This window comes from Paeniglutamicibacter sp. (genome assembly GCF_046714615.1).
Lineage (GTDB): Bacteria > Actinomycetota > Actinomycetes > Actinomycetales > Micrococcaceae > Paeniglutamicibacter.
The window spans coordinates 34,702-61,291 of sequence record NZ_JBKKAP010000095.1; the positions used below are offsets into that span (position 1 = coordinate 34,702).

Annotated in this window: 25 protein-coding genes; 10 read left to right on the top strand and 15 right to left on the bottom strand. The window is 66.0% G+C overall.

All coding sequences use genetic code 11. The features are described from left to right. Positions 1-135: 135 nt before the first annotated feature. The 11 genes from ACLQ7E_RS11730 to ACLQ7E_RS11780 all read right to left on the bottom strand — a co-directional run bounded on the left by ACLQ7E_RS11730 (position 136) and on the right by ACLQ7E_RS11780 (position 9,453). Positions 136-585, bottom strand: coding sequence for a nuclear transport factor 2 family protein (locus ACLQ7E_RS11730; RefSeq protein WP_411732755.1), 450 nt, complete (start codon positions 583-585; stop codon positions 136-138). A 154-nt stretch (positions 586-739) separates the two neighbouring features. Next, a complete protein-coding gene (locus tag ACLQ7E_RS11735) occupies positions 740-1,174 on the bottom strand; it encodes an acyl-CoA thioesterase (RefSeq protein ID WP_411732756.1) in 435 nt (144 codons plus the stop codon). Next, entirely contained in the window at positions 1,174-1,638 is a 465-nt protein-coding gene (locus ACLQ7E_RS11740) for a MaoC family dehydratase (RefSeq protein ID WP_411732757.1), read from the bottom strand. Before ACLQ7E_RS11740 ends, ACLQ7E_RS11735 begins: the two co-directional genes overlap by 1 nt. After that, positions 1,635-2,075: a hypothetical protein gene (locus ACLQ7E_RS11745; protein WP_411732758.1), complete on the bottom strand. Its 441-nt coding sequence runs from the start codon at positions 2,073-2,075 to the stop codon at positions 1,635-1,637. The genes ACLQ7E_RS11740 and ACLQ7E_RS11745 overlap by 4 nt, the downstream gene beginning before the upstream one ends. After that, the gene (locus ACLQ7E_RS11750) at positions 2,068-3,624 is read right to left on the bottom strand and encodes an AMP-binding protein (RefSeq protein WP_411732759.1); all 1,557 of its coding nucleotides are present in this window, start codon (positions 3,622-3,624) and stop codon (positions 2,068-2,070) included. Before ACLQ7E_RS11750 ends, ACLQ7E_RS11745 begins: the two co-directional genes overlap by 8 nt. A 33-nt stretch (positions 3,625-3,657) precedes the next feature. After that, positions 3,658-4,083, bottom strand: a complete 426-nt coding sequence (locus ACLQ7E_RS11755; protein ID WP_411732760.1) for a nuclear transport factor 2 family protein — start codon at positions 4,081-4,083, stop codon at positions 3,658-3,660. Positions 4,084-4,695: 612 nt separating this feature from the next. Beyond that, a complete protein-coding gene (locus ACLQ7E_RS11760; RefSeq protein WP_411732761.1) occupies positions 4,696-5,211 on the bottom strand; it encodes a pyridoxamine 5'-phosphate oxidase family protein in 516 nt (171 codons plus the stop codon). 11 nt (positions 5,212-5,222) lie between these two features. Next, complete coding sequence (locus ACLQ7E_RS11765) at positions 5,223-6,029, bottom strand: amidohydrolase family protein (protein ID WP_411732762.1); 807 nt, start codon at positions 6,027-6,029, stop codon at positions 5,223-5,225. Then, a complete protein-coding gene (locus tag ACLQ7E_RS11770; protein ID WP_411732763.1) occupies positions 6,026-7,210 on the bottom strand; it encodes an acyl-CoA dehydrogenase family protein in 1,185 nt (394 codons plus the stop codon). Before ACLQ7E_RS11770 ends, ACLQ7E_RS11765 begins: the two co-directional genes overlap by 4 nt. A gap of 102 nt (positions 7,211-7,312) precedes the next feature. Continuing rightward, the gene (locus tag ACLQ7E_RS11775) at positions 7,313-8,473 is read right to left on the bottom strand and encodes an acyl-CoA dehydrogenase family protein (RefSeq protein WP_411732764.1); all 1,161 of its coding nucleotides are present in this window, start codon (positions 8,471-8,473) and stop codon (positions 7,313-7,315) included. Positions 8,474-8,664: 191 nt separating this feature from the next. Beyond that, positions 8,665-9,453 (bottom strand): enoyl-CoA hydratase/isomerase family protein, encoded by a 789-nt coding sequence (locus ACLQ7E_RS11780; RefSeq protein WP_411732765.1) that lies wholly within the window; start codon positions 9,451-9,453, stop codon positions 8,665-8,667. A 164-nt stretch (positions 9,454-9,617) separates the two neighbouring features. On the opposite strand from ACLQ7E_RS11780, the gene ACLQ7E_RS11785 reads away from it, so the two are divergent. From ACLQ7E_RS11785 to ACLQ7E_RS11820, 8 genes are all read left to right on the top strand, one after another. Continuing rightward, positions 9,618-11,663 (top strand): FAD-dependent oxidoreductase, encoded by a 2,046-nt coding sequence (locus ACLQ7E_RS11785; RefSeq protein ID WP_411732766.1) that lies wholly within the window; start codon positions 9,618-9,620, stop codon positions 11,661-11,663. After that, positions 11,660-13,810 (top strand): acetate--CoA ligase family protein, encoded by a 2,151-nt coding sequence (locus tag ACLQ7E_RS11790; protein ID WP_411732767.1) that lies wholly within the window; start codon positions 11,660-11,662, stop codon positions 13,808-13,810. The genes ACLQ7E_RS11785 and ACLQ7E_RS11790 overlap by 4 nt, the downstream gene beginning before the upstream one ends. A 4-nt stretch (positions 13,811-13,814) precedes the next feature. Then, positions 13,815-14,828, top strand: a complete 1,014-nt coding sequence (locus ACLQ7E_RS11795) for an LLM class flavin-dependent oxidoreductase (RefSeq protein WP_411732768.1) — start codon at positions 13,815-13,817, stop codon at positions 14,826-14,828. Between the two features lie 27 nt (positions 14,829-14,855). Continuing rightward, on the top strand, positions 14,856-15,626 hold the full coding sequence (locus ACLQ7E_RS11800) for an SDR family NAD(P)-dependent oxidoreductase (RefSeq protein ID WP_411732769.1): 771 nt from the start codon (positions 14,856-14,858) through the stop codon (positions 15,624-15,626). Between the two features lie 41 nt (positions 15,627-15,667). Beyond that, positions 15,668-16,915, top strand: a complete 1,248-nt coding sequence (locus tag ACLQ7E_RS11805; protein WP_411732770.1) for an acyl-CoA dehydrogenase family protein — start codon at positions 15,668-15,670, stop codon at positions 16,913-16,915. A 64-nt stretch (positions 16,916-16,979) separates the two neighbouring features. Then, on the top strand, positions 16,980-18,167 hold the full coding sequence (locus ACLQ7E_RS11810) for a thiolase family protein (protein ID WP_411732771.1): 1,188 nt from the start codon (positions 16,980-16,982) through the stop codon (positions 18,165-18,167). Continuing rightward, positions 18,152-19,042, top strand: coding sequence for a 3-hydroxyacyl-CoA dehydrogenase family protein (locus ACLQ7E_RS11815; protein WP_411732772.1), 891 nt, complete (start codon positions 18,152-18,154; stop codon positions 19,040-19,042). The genes ACLQ7E_RS11810 and ACLQ7E_RS11815 overlap by 16 nt, the downstream gene beginning before the upstream one ends. Beyond that, entirely contained in the window at positions 19,039-19,377 is a 339-nt protein-coding gene (locus ACLQ7E_RS11820) for a hypothetical protein (protein ID WP_411732773.1), read from the top strand. The genes ACLQ7E_RS11815 and ACLQ7E_RS11820 overlap by 4 nt, the downstream gene beginning before the upstream one ends. Before the next feature lie 641 nt (positions 19,378-20,018). Here the strand turns inward: ACLQ7E_RS11820 and ACLQ7E_RS11825 are convergent. Continuing rightward, positions 20,019-20,945, bottom strand: coding sequence for an EamA family transporter (locus ACLQ7E_RS11825; RefSeq protein ID WP_411732774.1), 927 nt, complete (start codon positions 20,943-20,945; stop codon positions 20,019-20,021). Between the two features lie 85 nt (positions 20,946-21,030). Between ACLQ7E_RS11825 and ACLQ7E_RS11830 the strand changes: the two genes are divergently transcribed. Both ACLQ7E_RS11830 and ACLQ7E_RS11835 read left to right on the top strand, forming a co-directional pair. Then, entirely contained in the window at positions 21,031-21,930 is a 900-nt protein-coding gene (locus tag ACLQ7E_RS11830) for a LysR family transcriptional regulator (protein WP_411732775.1), read from the top strand. Between the two features lie 131 nt (positions 21,931-22,061). Then, a complete protein-coding gene (locus tag ACLQ7E_RS11835) occupies positions 22,062-23,234 on the top strand; it encodes a siderophore-interacting protein (RefSeq protein ID WP_411732776.1) in 1,173 nt (390 codons plus the stop codon). A gap of 13 nt (positions 23,235-23,247) precedes the next feature. Here the strand turns inward: ACLQ7E_RS11835 and ACLQ7E_RS11840 are convergent, their stop codons facing one another. The 3 genes from ACLQ7E_RS11840 to ACLQ7E_RS11850 form a co-directional block, all read right to left on the bottom strand. Next, a complete protein-coding gene (locus ACLQ7E_RS11840) occupies positions 23,248-23,724 on the bottom strand; it encodes a hypothetical protein (protein ID WP_411732777.1) in 477 nt (158 codons plus the stop codon). A 249-nt stretch (positions 23,725-23,973) separates the two neighbouring features. Beyond that, a complete protein-coding gene (gene allB, locus ACLQ7E_RS11845) occupies positions 23,974-25,365 on the bottom strand; it encodes an allantoinase AllB (RefSeq protein ID WP_411732778.1) in 1,392 nt (463 codons plus the stop codon). A 51-nt stretch (positions 25,366-25,416) separates the two neighbouring features. Further along, positions 25,417-26,565, bottom strand: a complete 1,149-nt coding sequence (locus ACLQ7E_RS11850; RefSeq protein WP_411732779.1) for a glycerate kinase — start codon at positions 26,563-26,565, stop codon at positions 25,417-25,419. Between the last annotated feature and the right edge of the window lie 25 nt (positions 26,566-26,590).

The window sequence follows — 26,590 nt, forward strand, 5'->3', positions numbered from 1 at the left end:
GCGGGTCCTGCGCCGGAACGCAACACGGACACACCATCCCCGGCCGGCGGCATGGGATCGAAAGCGCCCGCCGGCAGGCCCGGGCGGCCGCACCCCCCTCGCGGGAAAGACGGAGTCGGTCCCCTTGCGGGCCGATTAGCTGCGGGAAGCGGCCCGGGAGTCGATGTTCTCCGGGTAGTCCGCCGGAGCGGGTTCCACTCCGGGCCACGGCATGCGGTCCGGGCCCCAGAGCCCGGAATCGTGCTCCGCGGCGGGCACGGCGTATATGAACTTCACTCTCCGGCGGGAGAAGTGCCAGCGGCCATCCACCCGGCAATAGGTGTCGGCATAGCGATAGGCGGCGAGGATGGCGGTGCACCGGGTCAGCGGTTCGGTATGACCGCTCGCCCAGGCGGCCGCCTCATCCGGGCCGGCAAGCGTCACGCCATGGGACTCGGGCGCGTGGAGCATCGCCTGGTAGGTGTGCATCGCCGCCTCAAACGACTTGCGGATCAGAGCGTGTCCGGCCGCCTCGTCACCCCGCCGCTCAAAGACGCCTTGTGCCGCAAAGGTGCCGAGCAACGCCTCGATGTCGCGGGCGTCCAACGCACGCGCATTACAGCGTCACGAGGTCCCGGATCGCCTCGCGATCCAGCAGGCCGCGCACGGCCTCGCGCAGGGCGGCGCCTCGTCCAGGTCGGGTACGCGGCACTGCCGGTCAATCAACGCGGTCAGCGCGCTTTCCCGGGTCACGACACCCTCACACCTCGACGTCGAACGAGGGGGCGGGCAGTCGGCCCAGTGTCTCGTGAAGTCGTTCCGGAAGACGCGCCTTGGTGAAGTCGTTGGCATCACGGCAGGCGTAACTCATCTGGCCGCGCGTGACCAGGGCCCCGTCCCGAGTGAACTCATACCCGACGCGGTAGGAAGTCTCGCCCAGCCGGTCAAGCACTACCTGGCAGCTGAGTTGGTCGAAGACCTTGGCTGTGGAAAGGTAGCGGGCGCCGGAACTGATGCCCACGGTGACCACACCCAGTGCCTCCTGCATTTCACCGCTGCGGAGCCCCTGGCCGAAGAGCCACGACGTGTAGGCACGCTCCATCCAGCGATAGTAGATGGCAAAGTAGGCGATGCCCACGGCGTCGCAATCGCCGTAGGAAAGCTGGAAGTCCAGTTTCGAACCGGTCACGGTCATCATTCCTTCATATCTGGTGGGCCGTGCCGGAGGCCGGCCCGGTCGTCGTCCGAACGGGTTGGCTCGATCAGGACGCTCGCCGTTCCGGACAGCACCGCCTCCCCGCCCGCAATCCTCAATGCAATCTCGCAGTCGGCAACGCGTCCGGCCTCCGTGGCCCGCAGTCCCGTCACGGTGCCCTCGGCGCGGACCAAGTCGCCCGCCAGCACATTTCCCAGGAACCTGACCCGGAAGTCGAGGATCCGGTCCCGCCCCCCGGCCCAGCGTGCGAGCATCGTCATGAGGTACCCCATGTTGAGCGGGCCCTGGTTCACCGGACGATCTCCCATGCCCAGTGCGGCGAGGGCACGCGTGTCCCAGTGGATGGGGTTGGGATCGCCCAGCAGCGCCGCCATGGTCTTCATCGGCTGGATGTCCACCAGCACCTCGTGAACGGGGAGCGAACTTCCCACGGTGGCGTTCATGCCGCGGACCTCCTGGGAAGCACCAAGGAGTTCCAACAGGTGGCCACGTGTGCCTGCTCATCGTGAAGGGACAGTTCGTAGCCCACGATGTCGAAAGTACCGGCCCGCCGCCCCGTCTTCCGGTCCACCGAGGTGATCTTTCCGCTCACGCGGTAGGTCGCTCCGGATCGCAGCGGCATATGCAAGGTCGTTTGGTGCTCGCCGAACATGGGGCCGTCGTCCGCCGTGGCATCGAACCAACCGAAGAGTTCGTCCCATGTGATGCCCATGCCCCCCACTGCTGCCATCCACGCCATGACCGGGTGGGGCTGCGCCTCCGAGGGGTCATCGCCCAGGGCGTCCGCGAGGAGCCAAGCCCGCCACGGCTCGAGGGTGTAGCTTCCGCCCGGAAACTTCCGACCGACGAGTGGATGCAATGAGAGAGCCGTTTCAGACACCACGTTCCTGGTCCTCCCAATAGGGGGCCCGGAGGTCCCTCTTCAGGATCTTGCCCGTGGGTGCCTTGGGCAACTGCGCAACGAACTCCACCGAACGGGGTTTCTGGTAACTGGCCAGCTGCGTCTTGGCCTGCTCGATGATCTCCTGCTCGGTGGCTTGGTGGCCTGGCTTGAGCACGACGAACCCCTTGGCCGACTCGCCCCATTCCTCGTCGGGCACTCCGATGACGGCACACTCCAGGACTGCGGGATGGCTGGCGATCGCTTCCTCCACTTGGACACTGTAGATGTTCTCGCCACCCGAGATGATCATGTCCTTGGCCCGGTCGACGATGAAGATGTACCGGTCCTCGTCCCAGGTCGCCACGTCGCCCGTCCACATCCATCCGTCACGCAGGGTCTGTGAGGTCAGTTCGGGCTGGTTCAGGTATCCGATCATATTTGCCTCGGACCGAACGATGATTTCCCCCGGGGTCTTGCCGTCGCGCGGCACCTCCCGGCCAAGATGGTCCACGACGCGGACGGTGGTGAGGAATCCCTCGCGGCCGCAGGAACGGAGACGTTCCGGATGGACCCCCTCAAGGGCGTTCGCGTGGTCTTCCTGCGAGAGGAAACACATCGTGGTCCCCTCGGTTTGCCCATACCCTTGGATCAGGGTGCACGGGAAGGAATCTAGCGCCTGCCGAACGGTGGATGAGGGCATCGGCCCGCCACCGTATTGGATGTTGCGCAGGCTGCTCAAGTCGTATTTCTCGAAACCTTCCACGGCCATCATCCAATTGAGCATCGTGGTGATGCCCAGGAACGCCGACACCTTCTCCGCCTCGATGATCTCCAGGGCCTGCCGGGCCTCGAAGTTCACGAGCACCAGGGGGCATCCGTGCTTCAAGTAGTTCATGGAGAGGATGATCGGGATGTGGTACATCTGACCGGTCAGCATGTAGACATCGCTCGGGACGATCCGCTCCGCCACGGTCTGGTTCAGCATGCCGGCGCCCGCGCTCCGATGGGTGTGCAGGGCGCCCTTGGACTGCCCCGTCGTGCCCCCGGTGTACAGGATGAAGAATGGATCGTCGTCACCGATCCGGGACGTCGTCACCGGTTCCTCATCGGACGAACTTTGGACCAGGCGCTCCAGGCTGCCGTCACCCCCGGCACCGAACTCGAACCAATGCGGGATGTCCAAGGCGCGCTGCAGGTCACGGGTCACCTCTAGGAACTCGTCCGAGACGATGACTGCCTTCGGTGCTGCGTCCCGCACGACCTCCGTGAGTGCGGGAGAGGCCAACCGCCAGTTCAGGGGCTGTGTCACCAGACCGGCACGGCCGGCCGCGAAATAGAGGGCCTGGTACTCGACGCTGTTGCGGGAGAGCATGGCCACCCGGTCCCCGGGCCGCAGGCCCAGTCCGAGCAATCCGTTCGCCAACCGCCGCACGGTGGAGTCCAGATCGGTCCAATTGATCCGGCGGTCGTTGGGCACGTCATAGACAGCCTGTGCGTTGGGCGTGAGCGCGGCCCATTTGGCTGGGATAAGTCCTAGGTTCGCCATTGCAGTCTCCTCTTTCTGGGGTTCCGGCGTGGCTCAGTAGGACTTGTCTAGGTCCAGATGGAGCCTCCGGAACCGAAGGGTCCCTCCGTCCTCGACGATCTCGTTCCGGTACACCCCGGAGCTGAGCAGCTGGATCCGGTCTCCTTCCGTCGCGACCAGCGTGAGGTAGCTCGTCGTCCTAACGACCCCGTCCTCCTCGGACACGAGGAGGTTGGAATTGATGTGGCGACGCTGATCGGTCTGGCTGGCCATGGAATCAGTCATCAATTTCATGATGGTGTCCCGGCCGTCGAAAGACACCGGTTCCTGCCCCGCAATCTGCATGCTGAAGATGGCATCCGCAGTGAAGCAGGAATCCATCGTCACCAAGTCCCTGCTGTCATAGGCGAGGGAGTAGGTGTTGAGCAGCTTCTCGATAGCCATTCTGTCAGTCATGGTCGTCTGAATATGGTCAGTCATGGTCGTCTCCTAGGTCGGGGATCTGTCGCGGTGGGACTCACCGAGTTGGACCGTGGTCCCGGACGGGATCCACGGCAAACGAACGGGTTCAGGACCGGGGCATTTACTCGTTCTTCGAGCAGCACCTCGAGCCAAGGCCCAGTTGAGGGCGTGACGAACGCCAGGGTGTTCGATTGCATGGTCGCCAGCTTGGCCACTAGGCGATTCCCAACGCAAGCGTTCCCCGAGCCCCCAACAGGCAACCTCGCAAGACTAATTAATTGATGCGGATGATTAAGGTAGATCGTAGGTCAAGGAATTGAGCATGTCCATACCCTCGAGGGCGTCTTATGGTTCTTAAAGGCCTTGGTCCTGGACGTGAGATGCCCCGGAGCGCAATCCCTCAAGACGGCGGCGGCCCGGAGGCCGACCTCCCGGCACATGCTCGGGCATTGCCCCCGCCACGCCTGCGGAGCAGGACGAGACCCGGGAAGTCCTGCATCGCTCGCCGCGATGGGGCTGGCCGCGCGGGATTTCACCGACTTCAGCCGGCCCCGGGCCGCAGGGACAGGGAAGAACCAGTCGAGGCATGCCCCTCTGCCCGGCTTTACCGAGTTCCGCAGCCGGCGCCGGCTACTGCTGTTGAGTTTGAGGGGAGGCTCCGCCCCGGCCATTTCCCGGCATTTTGGTGGAGTCGTGGCTGACGGCCCCCGCTGCGGGATGGAACTGGATGACGACGCGGTTCGAACTGTCCAACAGCCGGATGAAGCTCCCCGGGTCGTCAGGTTGGTGCCTTGCCGCGAAGAGCTCCAGGAACCTCGCCTTCGTGGCGGGGTCGCGGTGGATAATGGCCGTTCCCCGCATGGAGAGCATGCGCCGCCCGGGAAGGCCCGTGCCGGCGTTGGAGACGACCATGCTGACCCGAGGGTCCTTCTCGACGCCGCGCACGTGTCCTCGGCCTTCCACTGCCGTGAACCAGAAGGACCCGTCGAACTCGATGAAGCTCATCACGACCCCGCTGGCCCACCCATCCTCGTTCGTGAAAACGAACGTGCATTCGGTTTGCGCGCCGATAAGCTCGGACCGACTGTCCCTGCCCAAGCCGAGACCACGCAGGTCCTCGATGTTGTCGACTCCGGTCTTGACCATGCGTTCCATCCTTACAGTGGAGAGAGCTGAAGGAACCGGGCCAGGTTGCCGCCCAGCACCTGACGGGTTTCCTCGTCGGTGAGGCCAAGCCCATGGATGGCGGCGATCTCCTCGCCCGGGTTGGTCATCGGCCAGTCGGATCCGAAGACGATTCTTTCTGCCCCGTGGTTGCGGATAAGCCGCCGGACCCGGTCCGGCGCGAGGGTGGTCAGCGAGGGGGGCCAAGAGGTCTCGAGGATGACGTCGACGCCGGAGAGCATCTCCTCGGCGTCGTCCAGGATCTTGTAGCCGCCGAAATGGCAGGCCATCAGAGTCAGGTCCGGGAACTGCCGGGCAATATCCGCGATCATCCGGGGACTCGACAGCGCGTTGGCGCGTGCGTCCCCTCCCTCACCGACGTGGGTGATGACGGAGATTTCCGAACCGAAGGCCTCGAGGATCCGCCACAGGCGCGGGTCGTTCAGCGCGAAGTTCTGGAACAACGGATGTAGTTTCACGCTTCTGATCCCGTGTCGCCGCAGGCTCGCCATGTTCTCCTCGAGCGACAGGTCCACATGCACCGTTCCCACCGGGTGCCGCCGCTTGCTTGCCAGGGCGGCGACGAAGCGGTTCACCGAATCCACCTGTCTCGCCTCGTTCGCGATGCCCAGGCAGCAACTCGCCTGGACCCCGTGCGCGTCCATGGCTGCGTCGAGACCTGACACCGTGCCGTCGCCGCGCGGCTCGAGGCCCGGAACCGGGTTGGAGTTCAGAGCCAGCCCCGCGATTTTGTCGGGCCAGACGTGGGTATGCGCGTCGATGATGAGTTCGGGTTTCACTTGCCCGCCTTGCGGAGGCGCCTGGCCAGGGAATCGAGCAGCACCTCGGTGGAACCCTCGTAGATCCTCAGTGCCCGCGCGTTGCGGTAGAGCCGTTCGATCTTCGACCCACGGACCAGTCCGAAACGGCCCATGACCTGCACCGCGCGGTCCACCACGCGGCCCGCCGCCTCGGTGGCCGCGATCTTGGCCATTGAGGAGAAGTGGAGGTTGGCGAGGGGGTCCGTGCGCGCGAGGGAAGCCGCCCGGTATGCCATGGCCCGGGCCGTCTCGACCTCGGTCCAGCACATGGCCAGCGACTGGGAGACCGCGCCGAGCTCGATGAGCGGAGCGCCGAACTGCTCCCGTCCCTTCGCGTGGGCCAGCGCCTCGTCGAGCGCGGCCTGGGCCAGGCCCACGGCGGAGCCCGCGACCGACACCCTGAAAACGGCCAGGGCCTGGAGCATCAAGGAGAAGGCCTTCCCCTCAACGCCCAGACGGTTGCCGGCAGGCACGACGACATCGTCGAACTCGAGCTCGCCGAGGATGTGGGGCGCGATCAGGTCGTCGCCGGGGTGCGCGGTCAGTCCCCGCGCGTCTGAGGGAACCAGGACCATGGAGTAGCCGTCGCCCTCGCGGCCGAGTACGCAGTAGAACGAAGCGGCACCGCCGTTGGTGATGAAGGACTTGCGGCCGCGGACCCGCAGACCGCCGCCTTCCACCTCCTCGATCGTCGTCGTGATTGCGCGCAGGTCCGAGCCAACATCCGGCTCGGTCAGGGCGATGGCGGCAATGGCTTCCATCGAGATGACCTTGGGCAGCCAGTACTGCTTCTGTTCCTCGCTCCCCCCCACCGTCAGAGTGTAGGAACCGATGCCTTGCACCCCGAAGAGGGAGTCCAAATGCGCCGAGGAATACATCAGCTCCTCGCGGATGACGGTGATTGCCAGCGGATCCAAGGTCTCCGAGACTCCCCCGTATGCGGCCGGCACCACGTGTCCGGCCAGCCCGGAGGCTGCCAGCGCCGTGCGCGTGGGCTCATGCAGCTCCGACATCGCATCGGCTACTCCGGCAACTGGCTCCAGCTCGGCGGCGAGCGCACGGGCCCGATCCCGGATTGCCAAGTGGTCCTCACCCAAGTCGAATACCGGTCGCCTCGGCTCGACGGGGGCCTCCATGTCCATACCCAGATCAACACTCACAACTATTCCTGTCCTTCCATCGAAGAATTACCCATAGTCAATACCATTCGAACGAACACCAGGGGTCTGGCCGCTATACGCACGGCGGCCAGACCCTGGACATCAGCGGCGCTGGTCAAAGCGTCGGCCGAGCACCTCGGAGACGATCCGAATGCGCTGCATCGACGGCGTACCGCCCGCAATCGCCCAGCCGTGCGAGTCGCGGTGCAGCCGCTCGAGCCCGTACTCCTCGGTGTACCCGTTGCCTCCATGCACCTGGATGGCCAGGTCGGTGACCTTCTTCGCCATCTCGTTGGCGGTGCATTTGGCCAGGGAAACCTGGAGTGCGTCCGGAATGCCGTCCTTCACGCTATTGGCCGCCCGTTCGACGAGGAGCCTCGCAGCCTCTACCTGCAACACCATGTCGGCGACCATCATCTGGATCGACTGGAACTCGACCAGTTCCTTGCCGAACTGCTCGCGCTGCTGGATATAGACCAGCGTCTTATCCAGCGCCGCCTGCCCGATCGCCAAGGACATCGTAGCGTTGCCCATCCGCTCGATCGAAAAAGCACCAAAGAGCGAGCTGAACTGCCCGGCCGGCACCACGACGTTTTCCTTCGGGACCAGCACGTCGTCGAACATGACGTCCGCGGACGGGATGCCGCGGAAGCCCATCAGCCGTTCGGGCACGCCGAAGCTGACGCCAGGCATGGTCTTGTCCACGATGATGGCGCCGATCCCCTTCGCCCCGGGGGCGTCGGAGAGGCGCGCGTAGACCAGGTAGTGGTCCGCTTCGCCGCCGTTGGAGATCCAGCGCTTGGCCCCGTTGACCACGAAGCCCTCGCCGACAGGACGAGCGGTCGTCCTGGCGTCGGTGGCCGCCGATCCGGCGTCGGGCTCAGAGATCGCCACCGCCATCGTCCTGTCTCCGGTAATGATGTCCGGCAGCAGCCGCTCCCGCTGCTCCTCCGTTCCGAGGTGATTGATAACCTGGGCCGGACCCGTGTTCGACTCAAAGACCTGGAATGCCGCAGGCCGGCAGACCTTGGCGAATTCTTCGATCACGGCGAGCGCCTGGGGCAGCGGCGCTCCGGAGCCGCCAAAGCGCTCCGGGTGCGCGATGCCGAGGAAACCCAAGTCACCGAGTCGTTTGCGTTCGGCGAGGGAAATGGGTGTCCGTGTCACATCCAGTTCCTCGGCCATCGGCGCATAGACCTCTTCGGCTACTTGAGCCGCCAGTTTGCGGATCTCGGCATGTTCATCAACAACGGAAACCGTCACGGCCCCCACCTCCAATTACATTGATCTACGGGAAAGCCCCGAAGGGGCGTCGACGAGTCGGAAAGTCTGAAGCGTCTTGCCTCAGGTGGCAATTCCGACTGTCTGTTGTATTCATTATCCTAGATTCGGAGCCAAAAGCAAAGCCCCCTCTTCCGGCTCCGAAAAGCGCGGAAGAGGGGACGCCGCAGGCGTCAGGCCGTGCCCACGGGTCGGCGGGCCTCGCGGAAGCGGGGCTTGCGCTTCTCCAGGAAGGCCTGGGCACCCTCCCGCATGTCCTCGCTGCCGATCGCCTGGATGAGGGATTCGAGCCCCGCTTGCATATTGTCCTTCGAGGCGTTCCACCACAAGTTGGAACTGACCTTGGCAATCTCCAGGTAGCGCGGGCTGAGCTCGTGGATCTCGGCCAGCCAGCGGTCGACGCCCTCGTCGAGCCCTCCGTCCGGGACCACCTCGTTGACCAGGCCCATCACGTAGGCCTGCTCGGCACTGTAGCGCCGACACATGAAGGACATCTCCTTGGAGCGCTTCTCACCGATCTGGATTGCGGCCAGGTTCGTGGCCCCGAGCACCGGCGCGGAGCCGACCTTCGGGCCGGTCTGGCCGAAGGTGGAACGCTGGGTGGCAATGGCGAAGTCGCAGGCGATAACAAGCTCGTTGCCACCCCCGGCCGCAGCCCCGTCCACCGCTGCAATAACCGGCCGCGGGCATGCCCGGATGGCGTCGACCAGGCGCAACGAGGTGGTGAACAAGTCCCGCAATTCCTCCGGATCCGGATCGCTCAACTGTCCGAGCGCACCGCCAGCACAAAATGATCCGCCGCTGCCGGTGATCACCACGGCCTCCGCCCGCGAAGCGGAGTGCAGCCCCTCGATCATGGCATTGGCCATATCGAGGTCGTAGGCGTTGCGCCGCTCCGGACGCTCGAGCCTGATGCGGACAACTCCTCCGCTTTCTTCCACACTGACGCCAACTGACGACATGCCAACTCCAAACGTAGGTATACCTGGACTCTTGGATGCGCCCCTTCCGGGCGGCCACCAAGAGTATATGCACATGGATGGAACCCGGCTCAGGCCCCCGCGGACGGGTGGCCCCGTCCACACCCGGCCTTGACCACTCCCGACCGGGGATCTAAGTTAACTATATGAATCATGACCAACAATTGGAAGACGTAGCCCCGTCGGCTTTCACGCACTTGTTCTCGCCCATTGACTTGGGGCCGATGCAACTGCGCAACCGGGTCATGATGCCTCCGCACAATTCGGCCATCGGCAACTTCTGGAGTACAGACGAGAACGAGGCCGACCGGGCGATTGCCTACCTCGAGTCTCGGGCCAAGGCCGGTGTGGCCTGGGTAGGCGGCATCACCGGACGCATCCGCAACCGGTTCATCCCCGGCTTCGAGCCCTCGGGCGTCAGTGCGGAAACCAACGGCTACTTTCGGTTGCCTCATTTCGTGGACCGGGTGCAGCGGGCCACCGAGACGCTGCACGCCGCCGGGGCGGTGGTGACGTGCCAAATGACCATGATCGGCGGATTCCCGCACGCCCCCTCCGCCCGACTGAGCTCCCCCGTCACAAACCAGTTGCCTCACGTGCTCACGACCCGCGAAATCGCCTGGTTCGTCAGGGAGTACGGGTTCTCCGCGGGCCAGGCACGGCGGGCGGGGCTCGACGGCATCGAATTGCACGTCAACCACGACGACATGCTCGAATGGTTCCTCTCTCCCCTGACCAACCACCGCCAGGACGCCTACGGCGGCTCGCTGGAAAACCGGGCCCGGTTTGTCGTCGAAGTGCTGACGGCGATCCGCGACGCGGTCGGAGACTCCATGGCGGTCGGGGTGCGGCTGAACCTCAAGGAGGAGTCACCGGGGGGATACGACGCCGAGGCGGGCATCGAGATCGCCCAGTACCTCGAAGCCACCGGATTGATCGACTTCATCCACGCTGTGGTGGGCACTCCCTGGGGCAATCCCAGCTACATCCAGCCGCATTTCTTCGACGCGGGGCAGTGGTCGGAGCTTGCCGGAAACCTCAAGCGCGCCGTCGCGCTGCCCATCGTCTACACCGGGCTGGTCGACTCCCCGGAAACCGCCGAGGCCATCTTGGCTGCCGGCAACGCGGACGTGGTCGGCATGGCCCGGGCGCACATCGCCGACGGCGAGCTTCTGGCGAAGGCGGCCGCGGGCCGAACCGCGGAGATCCGTCCCTGTGTCGGCGGCAACGAATGCATCAACAGGCGCTATGTGGACGGGCTGCCGTTCGGCTGCGCGGTGAATCCGCACACCAGCAACGAGATCGACGGCCCTTGGCTCCACTCCCCCGGCCCCCGGCGCCTGCTGGTGGTCGGCGGCGGCCCCGCCGGGCTGGAACTTGCCGGCCTGGCGGCCGAAAGCGGACACAGGGTCGAACTCTGGGAAGCGCAGCCGGAGCTCGGCGGCCAACTGCGCATCGCTGCGGCCGCGCCGCGGCACGAGCGCTTCGGCAAGTACCTGGACTGGCAGAGGAACCGCCTTGCCTCACTGGGTGTCGAGATCCGGCTCAACCGCGCGGCCACTTTCGAAAACGTCCTCGCCGAGGAGTCCGACGTCGTGGCGGTGGCCACCGGCGCCTCGGCCCGCAGGCCGGACATCCCGGGCGCGCAAGATGAATCCGTCCTGGAAATCCGCGATGTCCTCACCGGCGTGTCCGTTCCCGGAAAGCGTGTCGTCATCATTGCCCAGGACGACCACATGCCGCCGCTCGCCGTGGCCGACCACCTCAGTTCCCGCGGCCACCAGGTCCGGATCATCTACGCCACGAACGGACCGGCCCAGCTGCTCGGCCGCTACATCGTCGGGGCCATCTTGGGCCGGCTTGGCACCAATGGGGTGCAGTTCCGCTTCATGGAGGAAGTCACCTCCATCGCCGCCGGAAGCCTCACCACGCGCAATGTGTATTCCGGGGTGGAAGAGCAGGTGGAAGGATTTGACTCGGTGGTGCTGGCCTGTGGCGGGGTCGCGGAGAGCTCCCTGTTCGAGGAACTGCACGGTCTTCGAGGCGATATCCACCTTCTGGGCGATGCCTTCGCCCCGCGCCGCTTGGTGTTCGCCACCCGCCAGGCCTATGCGCTGGCCAAGCTCCTGCGGGATCCGGCCCCGCTCGTCCCGGTGGGTGCCGGCACGGGCGCAGAAGCGGACGACCGATGAACACGGAAACGGCGCCCCGGGCGCTCGGGCGCCCGGCGCTTGACCTGGGCGCGCTGCTCGCGCCGCGCTCCATTGCCATCATCGGCGCTTCCTCCAACGAGGGCGGGTACTCCTCCCGCAGCCTCACCAACCTCCTGCGGACCGGCTACTCGGGCAGCATCTACCCGGTCAATCCCCGGCACACCGAGCTGGCCGGCCTGCCGTGCTACCCGAGCGTGGGACACATCGGCCAGCCGGTCGACGCCGCGATCCTGCTGGTCCGCGGCGACCTCGTAACCGATGCCGTCCGCGACTGCGTCGACGCAGGGGTCAAGGTCATCACCGTCTGCTCGGCCGGCTTCGCCGAGGACGGAGAGCAGGGAGCGGCGCGGCAGGCGGAACTCGTGGACCTCACGCGGGCCGGCGGAAGCCGGCTGCTCGGGCCAAACTGCATCGGCACGGTGAACGTGATCGACAACATCGTGGCATGTCCGACGCTGAACATCACCGACGTCTTTACCCCCGGGAGCATCTCCATCGTCAGCCAAAGCGGCGGCATGGCGGTGAACCTGTTTAACCGGGCCCAGGGCCGGGGCATCGGGATCCGCGGCGTCGTCAGCGTCGGCAACGAGGCCGATGTCGACGTGGCGGACCTGGTCGACGCGCTTGCCGACGACGAACACACCATGGTGATCGCCCTGTTCGTCGAGGAATTGCGCGACGTCCCGGCGTTTGCCGCGGCCGTTGCCAAGGCGCATCGCGCGGGCAAGCCCGTGCTGGCACTCAAGGCGGGCCGTTCGGAGGCGGGGGCCCGCAGTTCGCTCAGCCACACCGGGGCCCTGGCAGGTTCGCACCGGGTGTTTGGCAACGTCATGGAACAGCTCGGCGTCCTCGAGGTCGACTCGATCGACGCGCTGATCGACAGCGCCGACCTGTTGTCCAGGATGGAACCGCCGGCCTCGAACAGGATCCTGATCGTGTCCCCCTCGGGAGGGGAATGCAGCTACGCCGCCGACCGCGCCAGCGAACTCGGCCTCCGGGTCCCGGCGCTCTCCGCGCAGACCATCGATGCCCTCTCCGGCGACATGCGCTTCGGCACACCCGGCAATCCCCTGGATCTGACCGGCCAGGTCATTGGCAATGCCGGATACCTGGCCGGGGTGCTCCGCGAACTCGAGCGTGCCCCCGAGTTCGACATGGTGCTTTACGCCATCCCCACGTGGGGGCCGCACGATGCACAGCGGCTGCTGCCGGGATTCATCACCGCCGCGCAGGCCAGCGTGAAGCCGACCGTCATTTCGGCGTGGACTGCCGCCAACCTGACCCAGCACGGGGAAGCGGTTCTCGCGGCCGGAAAATCCTCGCACTTCGGCTCGGTGGATGCCGCCCTCATCGCCCTGTCCAATCTCGCCCGCTGGTCGGACCTGCGTGCCACGGCCGCGAAAGCCCCGACGGCACGCGGCGCGGCCACCGTGGTTCCGCGCCCGGCGGAATTGCCCGAACTACCCACCGAACACCAGGCCAAGACCTTCCTGCGCCGGCAGGGTTTGCCGGTCTCCCGAGAGGTCCTGCTCGCCGACACGGTCGCTGCCGCGCACGCGGCAGGCGCGGCGGCCGACCTTGGCTTCCCGCTGGTGGCCAAGCAGCTCTGCGCCGGTGTGGTGCACAAGTCCGACCTGGGTCTGGTGAGGGTTGGGCTGCGCGATAAGGCCGAGCTCGATCAAGCCCTCAAGGGCTTCGCGGAGATCGTTGCGGGCCGTGACCTGGAGTCCGAGGGACTGCTGCTTGCCGAGCTCCACCGGGGTACCGAGGTCATCGTCGGCGGGATCCGCGACCCCCGGTTCGGCCCGCTGGTGATGGTCGGTGCGGGTGGCGTGCTGGCCGAACTCGTCGATGACGTCGTCTTCCGTCTGTGTCCGCTCACCCGGGAGGAAGCCGGGGCGGCACTCGACGGGCTCGCGGTGGGCCGGCTGCTCCGCGGCCACCGCGGCACCCGGTACGACAGGGACGCCCTGATCGAGATCATTGTCGGTTTCTCGGAGCTGTTCGCGGCCTCGGACTGGTTGGCACAGGCGGACCTGAATCCCGTGATCGTAGCAGACACCCCGACCGGAGGCGCCGTGATTGTCGACGCCGCGCTGGTCCTGACCCCACCCACCAAGGAGTAAGCACATGGCACTGAAATTCGGGCTGGCCCTGATGAACGACTTTCCGCAGGACGTGGTGCCCGCAAGCCGCATCTCGATGCTGCGCGAACAGGTCCGCGCCGCGCGCGAGGCCGGCATCGACTCACTCTGGGTGCTGCAGCACTATCTGGGCGGGATGCCCACCCTGCAGCCGGTGCACCTGCTTTCGGCGCTGTCGCAGGACGCCGGCGACATGAAGCTGGGCACCAACATGTACATCCTGCCGCTGCGCCATCCCGTCGGGGCGGCAGAGGAATTCTCCACGCTGGACCACCTCACCAACGGCAACGCGATCGCCGGTTTCGGGATGGGGTACCGCGAAAACGAGTTCAAGTCCTTCGGCGTGCCCATGGAGGAGCGCATCGGACGCTTCGAGGAGGGCATCCAGTTGGTGCGCCAGCTCTGGAGCGGGGAACGCACCAGCTTCGCCGGTCGGCACTTCCAGCTCGACGACGAGCGGATCAGCCTCGCCCCGGTCCAGCCCGGCGGACCGCCGATCTGGATCGGGGCCGGCGCCCACCGCAAGGGCGCGGAGCGGGCCGCCCGGCTCGGAGACGCCTGGATCGTGCCCCCGCATACCTCGCCCGAGAAGCTTGAGGTCGTGCTGGGGCACTACCGGGCCGAACGCGAGCGCCTCGCCCTGGGCCCGGCCTCCGAGTTCGTGGTCCGCCGCGAGCTGGTACTGGACCCCGAGCCCGACCGGGCGCGCTCGATCGGGCTCGGGGCCCGCAATGCACTGAGCCGCGAGTACGCCAAATACAACGCGCCGGACCAGACCGGGAACTACGCCCACCTGGCCTCGGACCAGGCGGCGGAACAGACCGCCGACGCCTCCTATCTGTTCTCCGACCCGGCCTCGGCCGTGGTTGCGCTCAAAGAGCTGGAGGCGCAAGGCCTGACCTACATCGTGCTGCGCATGCAGTGGTACGAGATGGGCCAGGAACAGGTCCTTCGTACCCTCGAACTGTTCAAGAACGAAGTCCTCCCGTCCTTCCGCTAGTCGACGCCCCCATGAAACGAGCACACCATGACGTATCCGATACTGCAGGACAAGGTGGCCCTGGTGACGGGCGCCGGCATGGGCATGGGCGCGGCGACGGCCAGGCTCTTGGCCGGAGCAGGGGCCCGCGTGGCCGTGGCCGACCTCAATGAGGAGGCAGGCGAAAGGACAGTCGCCGAAATCGAAGCGGAGGGGGGTTCCGCCTGCTACGTCAAGGTCGACGTGTCCCGGTCGGAACAGGTGGAGACCATGGTGGATGCAGTCGTCGCCGCCTACGGCCGACTGGACGTCGCCGTGAACAACGCGGCCATCACCCCCGATGTCGCCCCACTGTCCGAATTCGACGAGGACTACTGGGATCGGTTGATGGGGGTCAATCTCAAGGGCGTCGCGCTGTCGTTGAAGTTCGAGCTGCGGCAGCTCATCAAGCAGGGCGGCGGCGGATCCATCGTCAATGTCTCATCGGTCCGCGGATTTAGCGGGCAGCCCAATGCGGCGGCGTACGTGGCCGCCAAACACGGCGTTGTCGCACTGACCAAGGTAGCTGCCATGGAAAACGGCGCGCGGAACATCCGCGTCAACTGCGTCGCCCCCGGTGCCATCGATACGCCCATGCTTGCGGCATCGTTGGCCCGACGTGGTCAGACGGCAGCCGACATCGCCCCGACAATGAGCCTGCTCAACCGGCTTGGCACCCCCGACGAAGTCGCCCAGGCCTCACTCTGGCTCGTTTCCGACCTGGCTTCCTACGTCACCGGAAGCACCATCCACCCCGATGCCGGCTACACCGGCAATTGACACGACCACCCACTTTGCCCCACCAGCACCAGGAGTTACCAATGACCACCACGACGACCGCCAATGCCGTGCACAAACCCGCCCGGCAGGCCGACCGCCTCTACCATGATCTGCTTTCCACCGAGGAAACCCTGGAAGTCCGTGCGCGGGTGCGTCGTTTCGCCGACGCAGTTGTCGCCCCCGCGGCCAACCGGATCGCGACAGGAGACGAGGTGGACGACGGCTTTCCCACCGACGTCTTCGACGCCATGGCCCGCGAAGACCTCTTCCGCATCGCGTTCCCCGCCGATATTGGCGGCCTGGGCTTGGAACGACCCGCCTCGGCCACCGCGGCGGCCATCGAGGAACTGGCCTACCGGTCCAACTCGGTGGCCGCGATCTACGACGTCCACTGTGTGCTGGCCGGAACGGCGTTGAACCAGGGCTCGCCCGATCAACGGCAGCAGTGGCTCCGGCCGCTGATCCGTGGGGAAATCATTGGGGCTTTCGCCACCAGCGAGCCCGGCTCCTCCAGCGACCTGAGCCCGCAGTCCGTGCAGACCGTGGGGACGCGTACCGCCACCGGTTGGCGGCTTCAGGGCCACAAACGGTGGATCACCAATGCCCCCGTGGCGGACGTTATCCTCGTGCTGGCCCGCACCGGGGAGCGCCTGTCGATGTTTATCGTCCCGGCCACCACGGAGGGCGTGACCGTGGGCCGCGCGGACCGGAAGCTCGGCAACAAGGGTCAATTGACCGCAGACGTCCTGCTTAATGACGTGGACCTGCCCGACAGCGCGCTGCTCGGGGCGGAGGGGTCGGGGCTGAAGATCGCTCTCTCGATGCTCACCTACGGGCGTATCGCCATTGCCGCTGCCGGGGTGGGCATGGCCCAGGCGGCCTTCGACCACATGACCGACCGGCTGTGCACGCGCGAGGCGTTCGGGGAGAAACTCGGCCGCTTCCAGCACTGGCAATTCCTCATGGCGGACCGGGCCATCGAACTCGAGGCCGCCCGGTCGCTGTATATCAAGGCCGCACTGCGGATGGACAAGGGCGTCGCCGTTCCGGAACCCGAGGCGGCCATGGCGAAGGTGGCCGGCACTTCGCTGGCCGTGGAGATCTCCCGGGACGCGGTCCAGCTCTTTGGCGGACTCGGATTCACCCAGGAGCTCGGTGCCGATGGAACGACGAGTCCCGTTGAGGCGCTCTATCGCGACAGCAAGGTCACCGAAATCTACGAAGGTGCCAACGAGATCCAGAAGTGGATCATTGCCCGGCAGCTGCTCGGCCGCGAAATCGCCGGCTGACAATTCCGTAGCACCCCCAGTCCAAGCCCCGCCGCAACGGCGGACAGACGAGAAACGAGAAACAATGTCGCAGGAAAAGATTGTCATAGTTGATGGCGCCAGGACGCCAGTGGGCAGGTACGGCGGGGCATTGATGTCCCTGCCGGCCCACGAGCTGGGGGCCATCGCAGCCACCGCCGCCCTCGAGCGCGCCGGAATCGACGCGCAGGACGTGGACGAAGTCGTCATGGGCTGCGTCGGCCAGGTCGGGCCCGACGCCTACAACGCGCGGAGAGTTGCCCTTGCCGCAGGTGTATCGCCGTCCGCCACCGCAATGACCATAAACCGGCTTTGCGGCAGCGGGCTGCAGGCGGTTTGGTCGGGAGCGCAGCAGTTGCGCTGGGGCTCCACCGACATCGTCGTCGCCGGGGGCAACGAATCGATGTCCCGCATGCCGTTCCTTGACTTCGACTCACGTTCCAACGGCCGGCTGGGCGACCGCACCCATGTCGACGGAACCCTCGCAATGCTGACGGACCCCTTCAGCAACGAGCACATGGGCATCACCGCCGAGAACGTCGCCGATAAGTACGGCGTCAGCCGTGTCGAGCAGGACGAGTTCGCGCTGGAAAGCCAGCGACGAGCGGCCACAAACGCCGCGCGGATGGCTTTCACCGAGGAAATTGTGCCGGTGAAGGTACTGGGCAGGAACCCTGCGACCATCGCCGACGACGAGCACCCCCGTCCCGACACGACGCTGGCCAGCCTGAGTAGCCTGCGCCCTGCCTTCCGACGTGAGGGATCAGTCACCGCCGGCAACTCGTCGGGCATCAACGACGGAGCCGCCGCACTCGTGATGATGCGTGAAACCACCCTGCGCAATCGTGGACTGAGTGCACTCGCCACACTCGAACATGTCTCAGTTGCCGGCATCGACCCAGCCCTTATGGGCTATGCCCCGACGCTTGCCCTCCAAAAACTGTTCGCGGAGACGGGCCTGAATCCCAGCGACATCGGCACAGTCGAACTGAATGAGGCCTTTGCCGCCCAGGCGGTGGCAGTCATCCGCGACGCGGGTCTCGACCCGGAAACCACGAATCCGTATGGTGGGGCCATCGCCCTGGGCCACCCGGTCGGTGCCACCGGGGCAATCCTGGCGCTTCGGGTGGCCAAGGACCTGCAGCGGCGAGAGCTTGAATACGGCATCGCAACGCTCTGCATTGGGGGCGGGCAGGCCATCGCCGCCCTCTTCCGTAGGTGGGATGCCAATTGAGCGCCCTAACAGCCGTCGGGGTCGTCGGCTCGGGGACAATGGGGCGTGGCATCGCGGAGAGCGTTCTGCGGGCAGGCGTCCGGGTTGTCCTTCGCGATTCCTCCTCGAACGCCTTAAGCCAAGCCCGGAAGCACATCGAGAGCAGCATGAATCGCTCGGTGGACCGGGGGCACCTTTCAGCCCAGGAAGTTTCCGTTTTGTTGGCACTCCTTGATCCGGTGGAGACCCCTGCATCCCTGTCCGATTGCCAACTGGTCATCGAGGCTGTTCCGGAAATCCTCGAAATCAAACTGGCCGTATTGGCATCGATTGAGGACCACGTGTCCCATTCTGCCGTCATCGCCAGCAACACCTCTTCCATCCCGATCACCAGGCTGGCCAGGGCATTGAGGAACCCCTCCCGATTCGTGGGACTGCACTTTTTCAACCCGGTGGCACGCATGCCGCTGGTGGAAGTTGTGCGAACCGTTCACAGCAATGACTCGAGTGTGGCGGCGACGCGACACTTTGTGGAGTCCTTATTGGGAAAGAGCCCGATCGTCATCGGGGACCGTCCCGGATTCTTGGTGAATGCCCTGCTCATACCGCTCCTGCTTGCCGCGGCACGCATGCTCGACAGTGGTTATGCGGATGCTGAAAGTATCGATGCGAGTATGCGGCTCGGGTGCGGCCATCCGATGGGACCGCTGGAACTGTCGGACTTCATTGGCTTGGATGTGGTGTGCGCGGCCGCCGACGCCATGTACGCGGAGTCCCGCGACCCGGCACTGGTTGTACCAAGTAATTTGCGCCGGCTTGTCGAGGCTGGGCATCTCGGAGCAAAGTCCGGGCATGGGTTCTTGTCGCCCAAACGGACGAACGGAGCCGAGGAGTGAGAAAGGGACAAGTCGATGAAACATCTTTTGGTGTTGTAGGTGAGATTGCCACCACCATTAAGCGATCGGAAAATCACAGGGTAACGCCCGTGCTGGGGGGAGCTTCTTGGAATCCACACGCGGACAAAGATACTGTTCGACTGGTCGATGACTGGCGCGCCCTGCTGGGGATGCCCGTACAAATCCGCCGCCAAGAAGTTCCTATACGACGAGGAATTGTCGAGGACATCACCTGGGATGGTGCAGCCATTTGGCTGGCGCAGGAAGGGAATCTCGGCAGGATGCTAGTGCATAAGGACGAAGACTACCAAGTCTGGGTCAGTTGCAGACGCTAACGACAAAACAGCTTCCTTGGATCGCCACGCTGGCTGTATGTGGCCGTCTGAAGTTCCCGTCAGCAGGCAATGCGGAGCCGCCATTCGGGCTTTCCGCCGCATGCTCGTCCCTCACTTCGACACCATCTGTACACAGGTCTCTGCGGCGGATGGGGTCCGCGTTGGGGACACACTCCATCACTTAACGGAATCGGTTTCTAGGGCGATGGAGACTTCCAAAAATCGTTGTCTCGCTTCGCCGCCGCCAGCATCCGCTGCAGATTCTCATGGTTGGACGATTCCACCGGCCACTGGGCCCTCTACCCTGTAGGTTCGGAGCCAATTCCCAAGAGTTCCCCGCTGGCGATTAGCAAGGCAGGAACCTCATCCAATGACTTTTCCGACAGGTACAACTCCACGGACTCCGCGCCGAATTCCTTGGTGAGCTACTGACACGTGGATTTGCAATTGCTCTCCCCGAATGCTCTTCTCAAATCAGTATGAGACCTTAGCGGCGAATCCATGGAGCGCACGTTAAGCGGCGGGAGTAAGGGTTGACTAGGTGACGATCCGGCAGTGAATACTCACCAGTGCAATGATCCTTATCGTAGGCTCCATACACGGGACGTATTCGCGACACGAGCGATGGAAACGACTGGCATCTACCGGAGGGAATCCACTTTCCCCGCAATGGTTGATGCTGGCTGATCCACGGACCTCTCTGACTGCGCAGGGTCGCGCCGTCCGGTGCGCGTGGCTCCGATGCCGGCAATGATGACCATCACGATGCCCGCGATCGCGGCGGGGCGCGGGACCTGGTGCAGGATCAGGAACCCGACGACCATGGCGATGGCCGGCTCCAGGCACATCAGCGTGCCGAACGCCGCGGTGGTCAGCCGGCGCAGCGCCAGCAACTCGAGGCTGAACGGAATCACCGGCAACAGCAGTGCGAGTGCGAAACCGATTGCCAGCAACTGCACGTCCAGGCGCCCGATCGCGCTCGGGCCGACCACGAGCGTTGCAGCCAGGGCTGCGACGGGCATCGAAATGGCCAGGGCACCGATGCCATCGACAGCGTCCCCGGCGCGCTGGGTGAGCAGCACATAGGCGGCCCAGCACCCCGCGCCACCCAGGGCGAAAAGCACACCGGTCAAATCCGCGGCCCCGTGCCAGGGTTCGGTCAGCCCGAGCACCCCGGCGGCGGCGACCAGCGCCCACCAGCGGCCGGCGCCCCGTCCCTGGATGATGGCGACGGCCAGCGGGCCCATGAATTCCAGGGCGCTCGCGGTGCCCAGCGGGATCGTTTCCACGGCCTTCATGAACCCCACCGTCATGCCGGCGGTGGCCAGGCCGAGCAGGGCACAGATCCCCAGCGTGGCACGGCTGAACTTCAGCCTCCACGGCCGCGCGATGGCCACCAGGATGACAGCGGCCCAGGCCAGGCGCAGCCAGGCGACACCCTCGGATCCCAGGGTTCCGGCCAGCCCGATCGACGCGGCCAGGCCCAGCTGGACGCAGCCCATCGCGGCAAACGCCATCATCGAGCCGATGGAGGCGGAACTGGTGGAGGGGGCCGGTGTTGGACTCATGGTTACCAGTAGATCGGAAAGGCGCCGTCCATGTCCACGCGAGAATCATCAACATATCGTTCGCCAATCCTGCACAATGGTGAACATGGAAACCAGGCGTCTGCAGTACCTCTATGAACTCTCACGCATGGGGTCGATGCGCGGGGTTGCTGACATCTTGGGCACCACGACCTCGACCGTTTCCCAGCAGATCGCCCAGCTCGCCAGGGAGACCGGCACCCGGCTGTTGGAGCCCGACGGGCGCGGGGTGCGGCTCACCCCGGCGGGGCGCCGGCTGGCCGAGCACGCGCAGACCATCCTCGCCGCCGTCGACGCCGCCCGGCTGGATCTGGACTCCGGGGCCGAGCCCTCGGGAACGCTGCGGGTGGCAGGGTTTGCCACCGCTATCCGCAGGACGCTGATGCCGATCATCGGGGAACTGGCCGAGCACCACCCCAGGGTGCGAATCGTCGTTCTCGAGCACGAACCGGCGGAGGCGCTGAAGCTGCTGGCCACTGACGATCTCGACCTGGCCCTGACCTACGACTACAACCTCGCCCCGGACGAGGTCGGCTCGGACATCGAAACCCTGCCGCTGTGGAGCACCCCGTGGGGGCTGGGCGTGCCGACCACCGAGGCACAGCGGTTCGCGGCGACCGCAGAGATGCCGGACGCCGCGGCGGTCTTCTCCGTCTTCCGGGACCACGATTGGATCGGGAACTCCCGCAACATCGCCGACGAGACGGTGCTGCGGCTCGTCTCCTCGATGGCAGGGTTCGAACCTACCCTGCGCCACCAATCAGACAGCCTGGACCTGGTCGAGGACCTGATTCTCGCGGGGCTGGGGGTGGGGCTGCTTCCGGAGGACCGCCCGCGGCGGGAGGGGATCACCATCCTGCCGCTGCAGAATCCCGACCTGCACCTGCGCGCCTATGTCCGGACGCGCCGGGGCCGCAGTGCCTGGCCAGCCCTGGCCTTGGTGCTTCAGCGGTTGCGCAACGGCTGAGAAGCACTCCCCCAACACCCCGGGCCCGCGCGCGGCGCCGACCGGCCGATTGCTTGTGTCCACCGGGCATTCGGGCCAGACTCGAGGTAGAGGCAATGCCCACGCACCCGTCGGCCGAGAGGACCCAAGCCATGTCGCACCACAAGAAGTGCCGCAAGTCCGCGGCCATGCCACTTTCCCTTGCCGCGGAGCATGCCCGGGTCTTCGAGGCCGCCGTGGAAGCCGGCCGCAGGGCCGGGCGAAAGGCCGCCAAAAGGAAGTTGAAACGAGCGGCCAGGCATGGTGGAACCAAGCTCTCCAAGGCGTTGCGCAAAGCGGTGCTCCGCGACGCCCAGAAGGCCGGCGGCAGGGCGGCATACGCGGCCGCCACCAAGGCCGTGCGCAAGGCCGGATCCCGGCTAGCGGTTCCGAGGGAGCGATACCAAGCCACCGATGCCATCGGGGCTCCCGTCGCGTCGGGGCCGGCCCGTGGACCCGCGCCTGAATCCACGCAGCGGATGAGCGGATCCCAGATCGTGATGGAGGTCCTGCGCGTGGAAAGGCCCAGCCGCAGCATGCTGCGGATCGTCGCCGGCGGGGAGGGCTTCGACGACTTCGAGTCCAACGGCGCGGCCGACCAGCACGTCAAGCTGCACTTCGCGAACCCCGCCCTCGGGCTTCTCCCGCCCTACGACATGCGCGCCCTGCGCAAATCGCTGCGTCGCGAGGACCTCCCGGTCTCCCGGTCCTACACGATCCGCCGCCACGACCCGGTGGCCCGGGAACTGTCCATCGATTTCTTCATCCACGAACCCGCCGGACCTGCAGCCGCCTGGGCCGCGGATGCGAAACCGGGAGATCTATTGGTGCTCTCCAAGCCCAAGGGAAAGTTCCGGCCCGACCCGAAGGCCGAGCAGCACCTCTACGTCGGGGACGAATCGGCGATCCCGGCGATCTCCGCGGCCCTGGAAATGCTGCCGCGCACTGCGGCGGGGCAGGTCTTCCTCCAGGTAGAGGGAGCCGAAGACGAGCAGGAGTTCGATCTTCCGCTGAATGTGCAACTCACCTGGCTCCACCGCGACGGCGAGCCCGCGGCCACCAGCACCCTGCTGCTCGATGCACTGCGTGGGTTGCCGGCCCCGCACGGCCGCGTGGAGTTCCTGGCCCTTGGCGAGCGCAGCTCCGTGCGCGACATCCGCAAGCTGGTCTCGCATTGGGACATCGAGCAGCGCAGGATCGAGGTATCCAGCTACTGGACCGCGCGCCACACAAAGCGCACCTGGCGCGAGGTGCCGGCAGGGGTGCCGGGCATCGAATCCAGGTAGCGGCGCCGCGCGCCTAGGCCGGGCTTTTGTCCCTTGCCAAGGCCGTGATTCCGATGGAAATCGCGTAGAGAAGTGCGGGGAGCAGTGCCCAGGCCCAGTCGCCCAGGTCAATCTCGAAGGCCTCTGCGGTTGCCCCGCCCATGTTGATCCACGCAGCCAGTGGGACCGAGAACATCCACGCCAAACCCACGGCGAGCATGCAGGTGCAGCGGGACGTCAGGCCGAGGAACTTCGACCCGAGTGCGCTGAATACCGCGGTCAGCGCCACGAAACTGAAGGCCACCAGGAGCAGGGTATTGATCATCCGGAATTCGTCCAGACCGCCATGGCCATTGCCCGCAAGGACGAATAGGGTCGCGCCTGTGAGCGCGGCAGTCAGCCCCATCCCCAGGCAGTTGACCCGCTTCCAGTTCAGCGTCGCTGACACCCGCCCCGGGTCGCGTTCCCGCGGGGCCGAGGAAGGGTCGGTTGCCCTGCTTGTCCACGCCATGGCTACTCCCCCTTGGCTCGAAGTTTGTTCAGCTCCACGTCGATGTGGTGCGATGCGTGGTGCAAACCCGCATCAGACAAGCATATAGTAAAACGCTTGGATAAAGCGATTGGCAGGCCGCCCCGGTTTTAAAGCACCGGGCCGCCCCGGCAACCCCTCGAACTTCCAACATGATCACTGACCAAAGAGACATGTTGGAGGAAGCGGGGGAAGCCGAGGCGGCCCGGAAGTTGGTGGCGATTCTGCGGCTTAGACCTCGCCGCGGCGGATCAGCTTGCCCTGCGGGGTCTTGAAATCGACCTCGGTGCCGCGCACGAAGGTCCGGCGGACCTTGCCCGCGAGCACCTTGCCCTGGTACGGCGAGATCGGGTTCTTGTGGTGCAGCTTGTGCACGTCCACCACGAAACTGTCGTCGGGGCCGAAGAACGCGAAGTCCGCGTCGTTGCCCAGCGCGATCGCACCCTTGTGGTGCAGCCCGGCGATTTCCGCCGGACGCTTGGACATCCAGTCCAGCACTGTCTCGAGCTTGATTCCGCGGCGTTTGGCCTCGGTCCAGATCAGCGCGAGGCCCAGCTGCAGCGAGGCAACCCCGCCCCAGGCCACGCCGAAGTCGCCGTTCTCGATGTCCTTCAAATCCAGTGTCGAGGGCGAGTGGTCCGAGACGATGCAGTCGATGATCCCGTCCTCCAGGCCCTTCCAGAGCAGTTCGCGGTTGGATGCCTCGCGGATCGGCGGGCAGCACTTGAAGGCGGTGGCGCCGTTCGGGATTTCCTCGGCCAGCAGCGTGAGGTAGTGCGGGCAGGTCTCCACCGTCAGCTTCACGCCGTCGCGCTTGGCGCTGGCGATCATCGGCAGCGCGTCGGAGGAGGACAGGTGCAGGATGTGGGCGCGGACCCCGGTCCAGCGGGCGCGCTCGATGACCTCGGCCACGGCAACGTTCTCGGCGCCGCGCGGACGGGAGGCCAGGAACCGGTCATAGTGGTCGCCCTCGGCGTTCGGCGCGCGGTCGATGGCGCGCGAATCCTCGGCGTGGACCAGCATCATCGAGTCGAAGGAGACGATCTCGGTCATGTCCTCTTCCATCTCGTCGGGTTCGAGGTACGGGAATTCCTCGACGCCGGAGTGGAGCAGGAAGCACTTGAAGCCGAAGACGCCCGCGTCGTGGAGCTTGCGCAGCTCGGACTTGTTGCCCGGGATCGCGCCTCCCCAGAATCCGACGTCCACGAAGGCCTTTCTCCGGGCCGCGTCCTGCTTGAGTTCCAGCGCCTCGACGTTGACTGTCGGCGGGATCGAGTTCAGCGGCATGTCCACGATGGTGGTCACTCCGCCGGCTGCCGCGGCCTTGGTGGCGGACTCGAAGCCCTCCCACTCGGTGCGGCCCGGCTCATTGACGTGCACGTGGGTGTCGACCAGTCCCGGGATCAGCACCTCTTCGGCACTGAGCTCGATGACCCGCGCGCCGGAGAGGTTGTTGCCCAGCGGCTCGATGGCGACGATCTTGCCGTCGCGGATGCCGATTTCACGGGCGACGGTTCCGGCGCTCGTGACGATCCGCTCGCCACGGACCACCAGGTCGAAGTCCGCGCCTGAATTTGCTTCCGTCCGTGGCGTCGTTGCCTCGGTGAGCTCGGTGTTGCCCATGATCTCGTCCTTACGTCTCGTGCGTTGGAAAAATGTGGTGGTGCCCGGGGGTTACGCGTTGGCCGCGTGGGTGGCCAGGAATTCGACGGCCAGTTGGGTTGCCGCCCGTTGCACAAGTGATCCACCCTCGCTCATGCAACGGGCAACATCTGGTTCCAGCTCGAGCAGCGATCGCACTGCGGTGAATCCCGCGGCGGTTGCCTGCTCGGTGGAAAGTTGGTTGCGTCCACAAATTGCGTAGACGGGAATGCCGTGGGCGGCCGCCAGCTGGGCCACACCCACCGGGGTCTTGCCCTCCAGCGACTGGGTGTCCAGGCTGCCCTCGCCGGTGAACACCGCAACCGCCCCGGCCAGGGCTTCCTGAAGGCCGGTCAGTTCCAGCACCACGTCGATGCCGCGGCGCCGGGTGGCACCCAGCACCGCCAGGGCGGCGAAGCCCACCCCGCCGGCGGCGCCGGCACCCGGCGAAGCGGCGAGCGTGTTGATGCTCTCGGTGCCAAGCCCGTTGCCCAGGACCATTGCCCAGCGGCCCAGTGCCGCGTCAAGGTGCTTGACCTGCTCCGGGCTTGCTCCCTTCTGCGGGGCGAAGACTTGGGCGGCGCCGTTGGAACCGGTGAGCGGGTTCTCCACATCGGCCGCGAGCGTGAAGGAGGCGGTGGCGAGACGGGTATCGAGCCCGGAGAGGTCAACCCGCGCCAGGGAGGCCAGGGCCCCGCCGCCTCGGGGCAGTTCGTTGCCCTGGGCATCAAGCAGCCGGGCGCCGAGCCCCTGGAGCATGCCCGCCCCGCCGTCGGTGCAGGCGCTTCCGCCCACGCCGAGGATGATCTGGGTGGCACCGGCATCCAGTGCCGCGGCGATTAGTTCCCCGGTGCCGTAGCTGGTTGCCCCGAGGGCATCCAGGGTGCCGCCCGGCAGCAGGTCCAGGCCCGAGGCCTCGGCCATCTCCACGACCGCGACCTCGCCCTTGAGCCCGAAGGCAGCACGCACCTTTTCCCCGGTGGGGCCGGAAACGAGGGCGTGGTGTTGCTCGAAGCCGCATTGCACCGCGGCGGCGAGGGTTCCCTCCCCGCCGTCGGCCACGGGCACCGCGAGAATGCGCGCCTGGGGCATTGCGGCGCGCACCCCCGCTTCGATGGCGGCGGCAACCTGCGCGCCGGTGAGCGATCCCTTGAACTTGTCCGGTGCCACTACTACCAACATGGTGTGCCGCCTCCTCTCGTTGTTC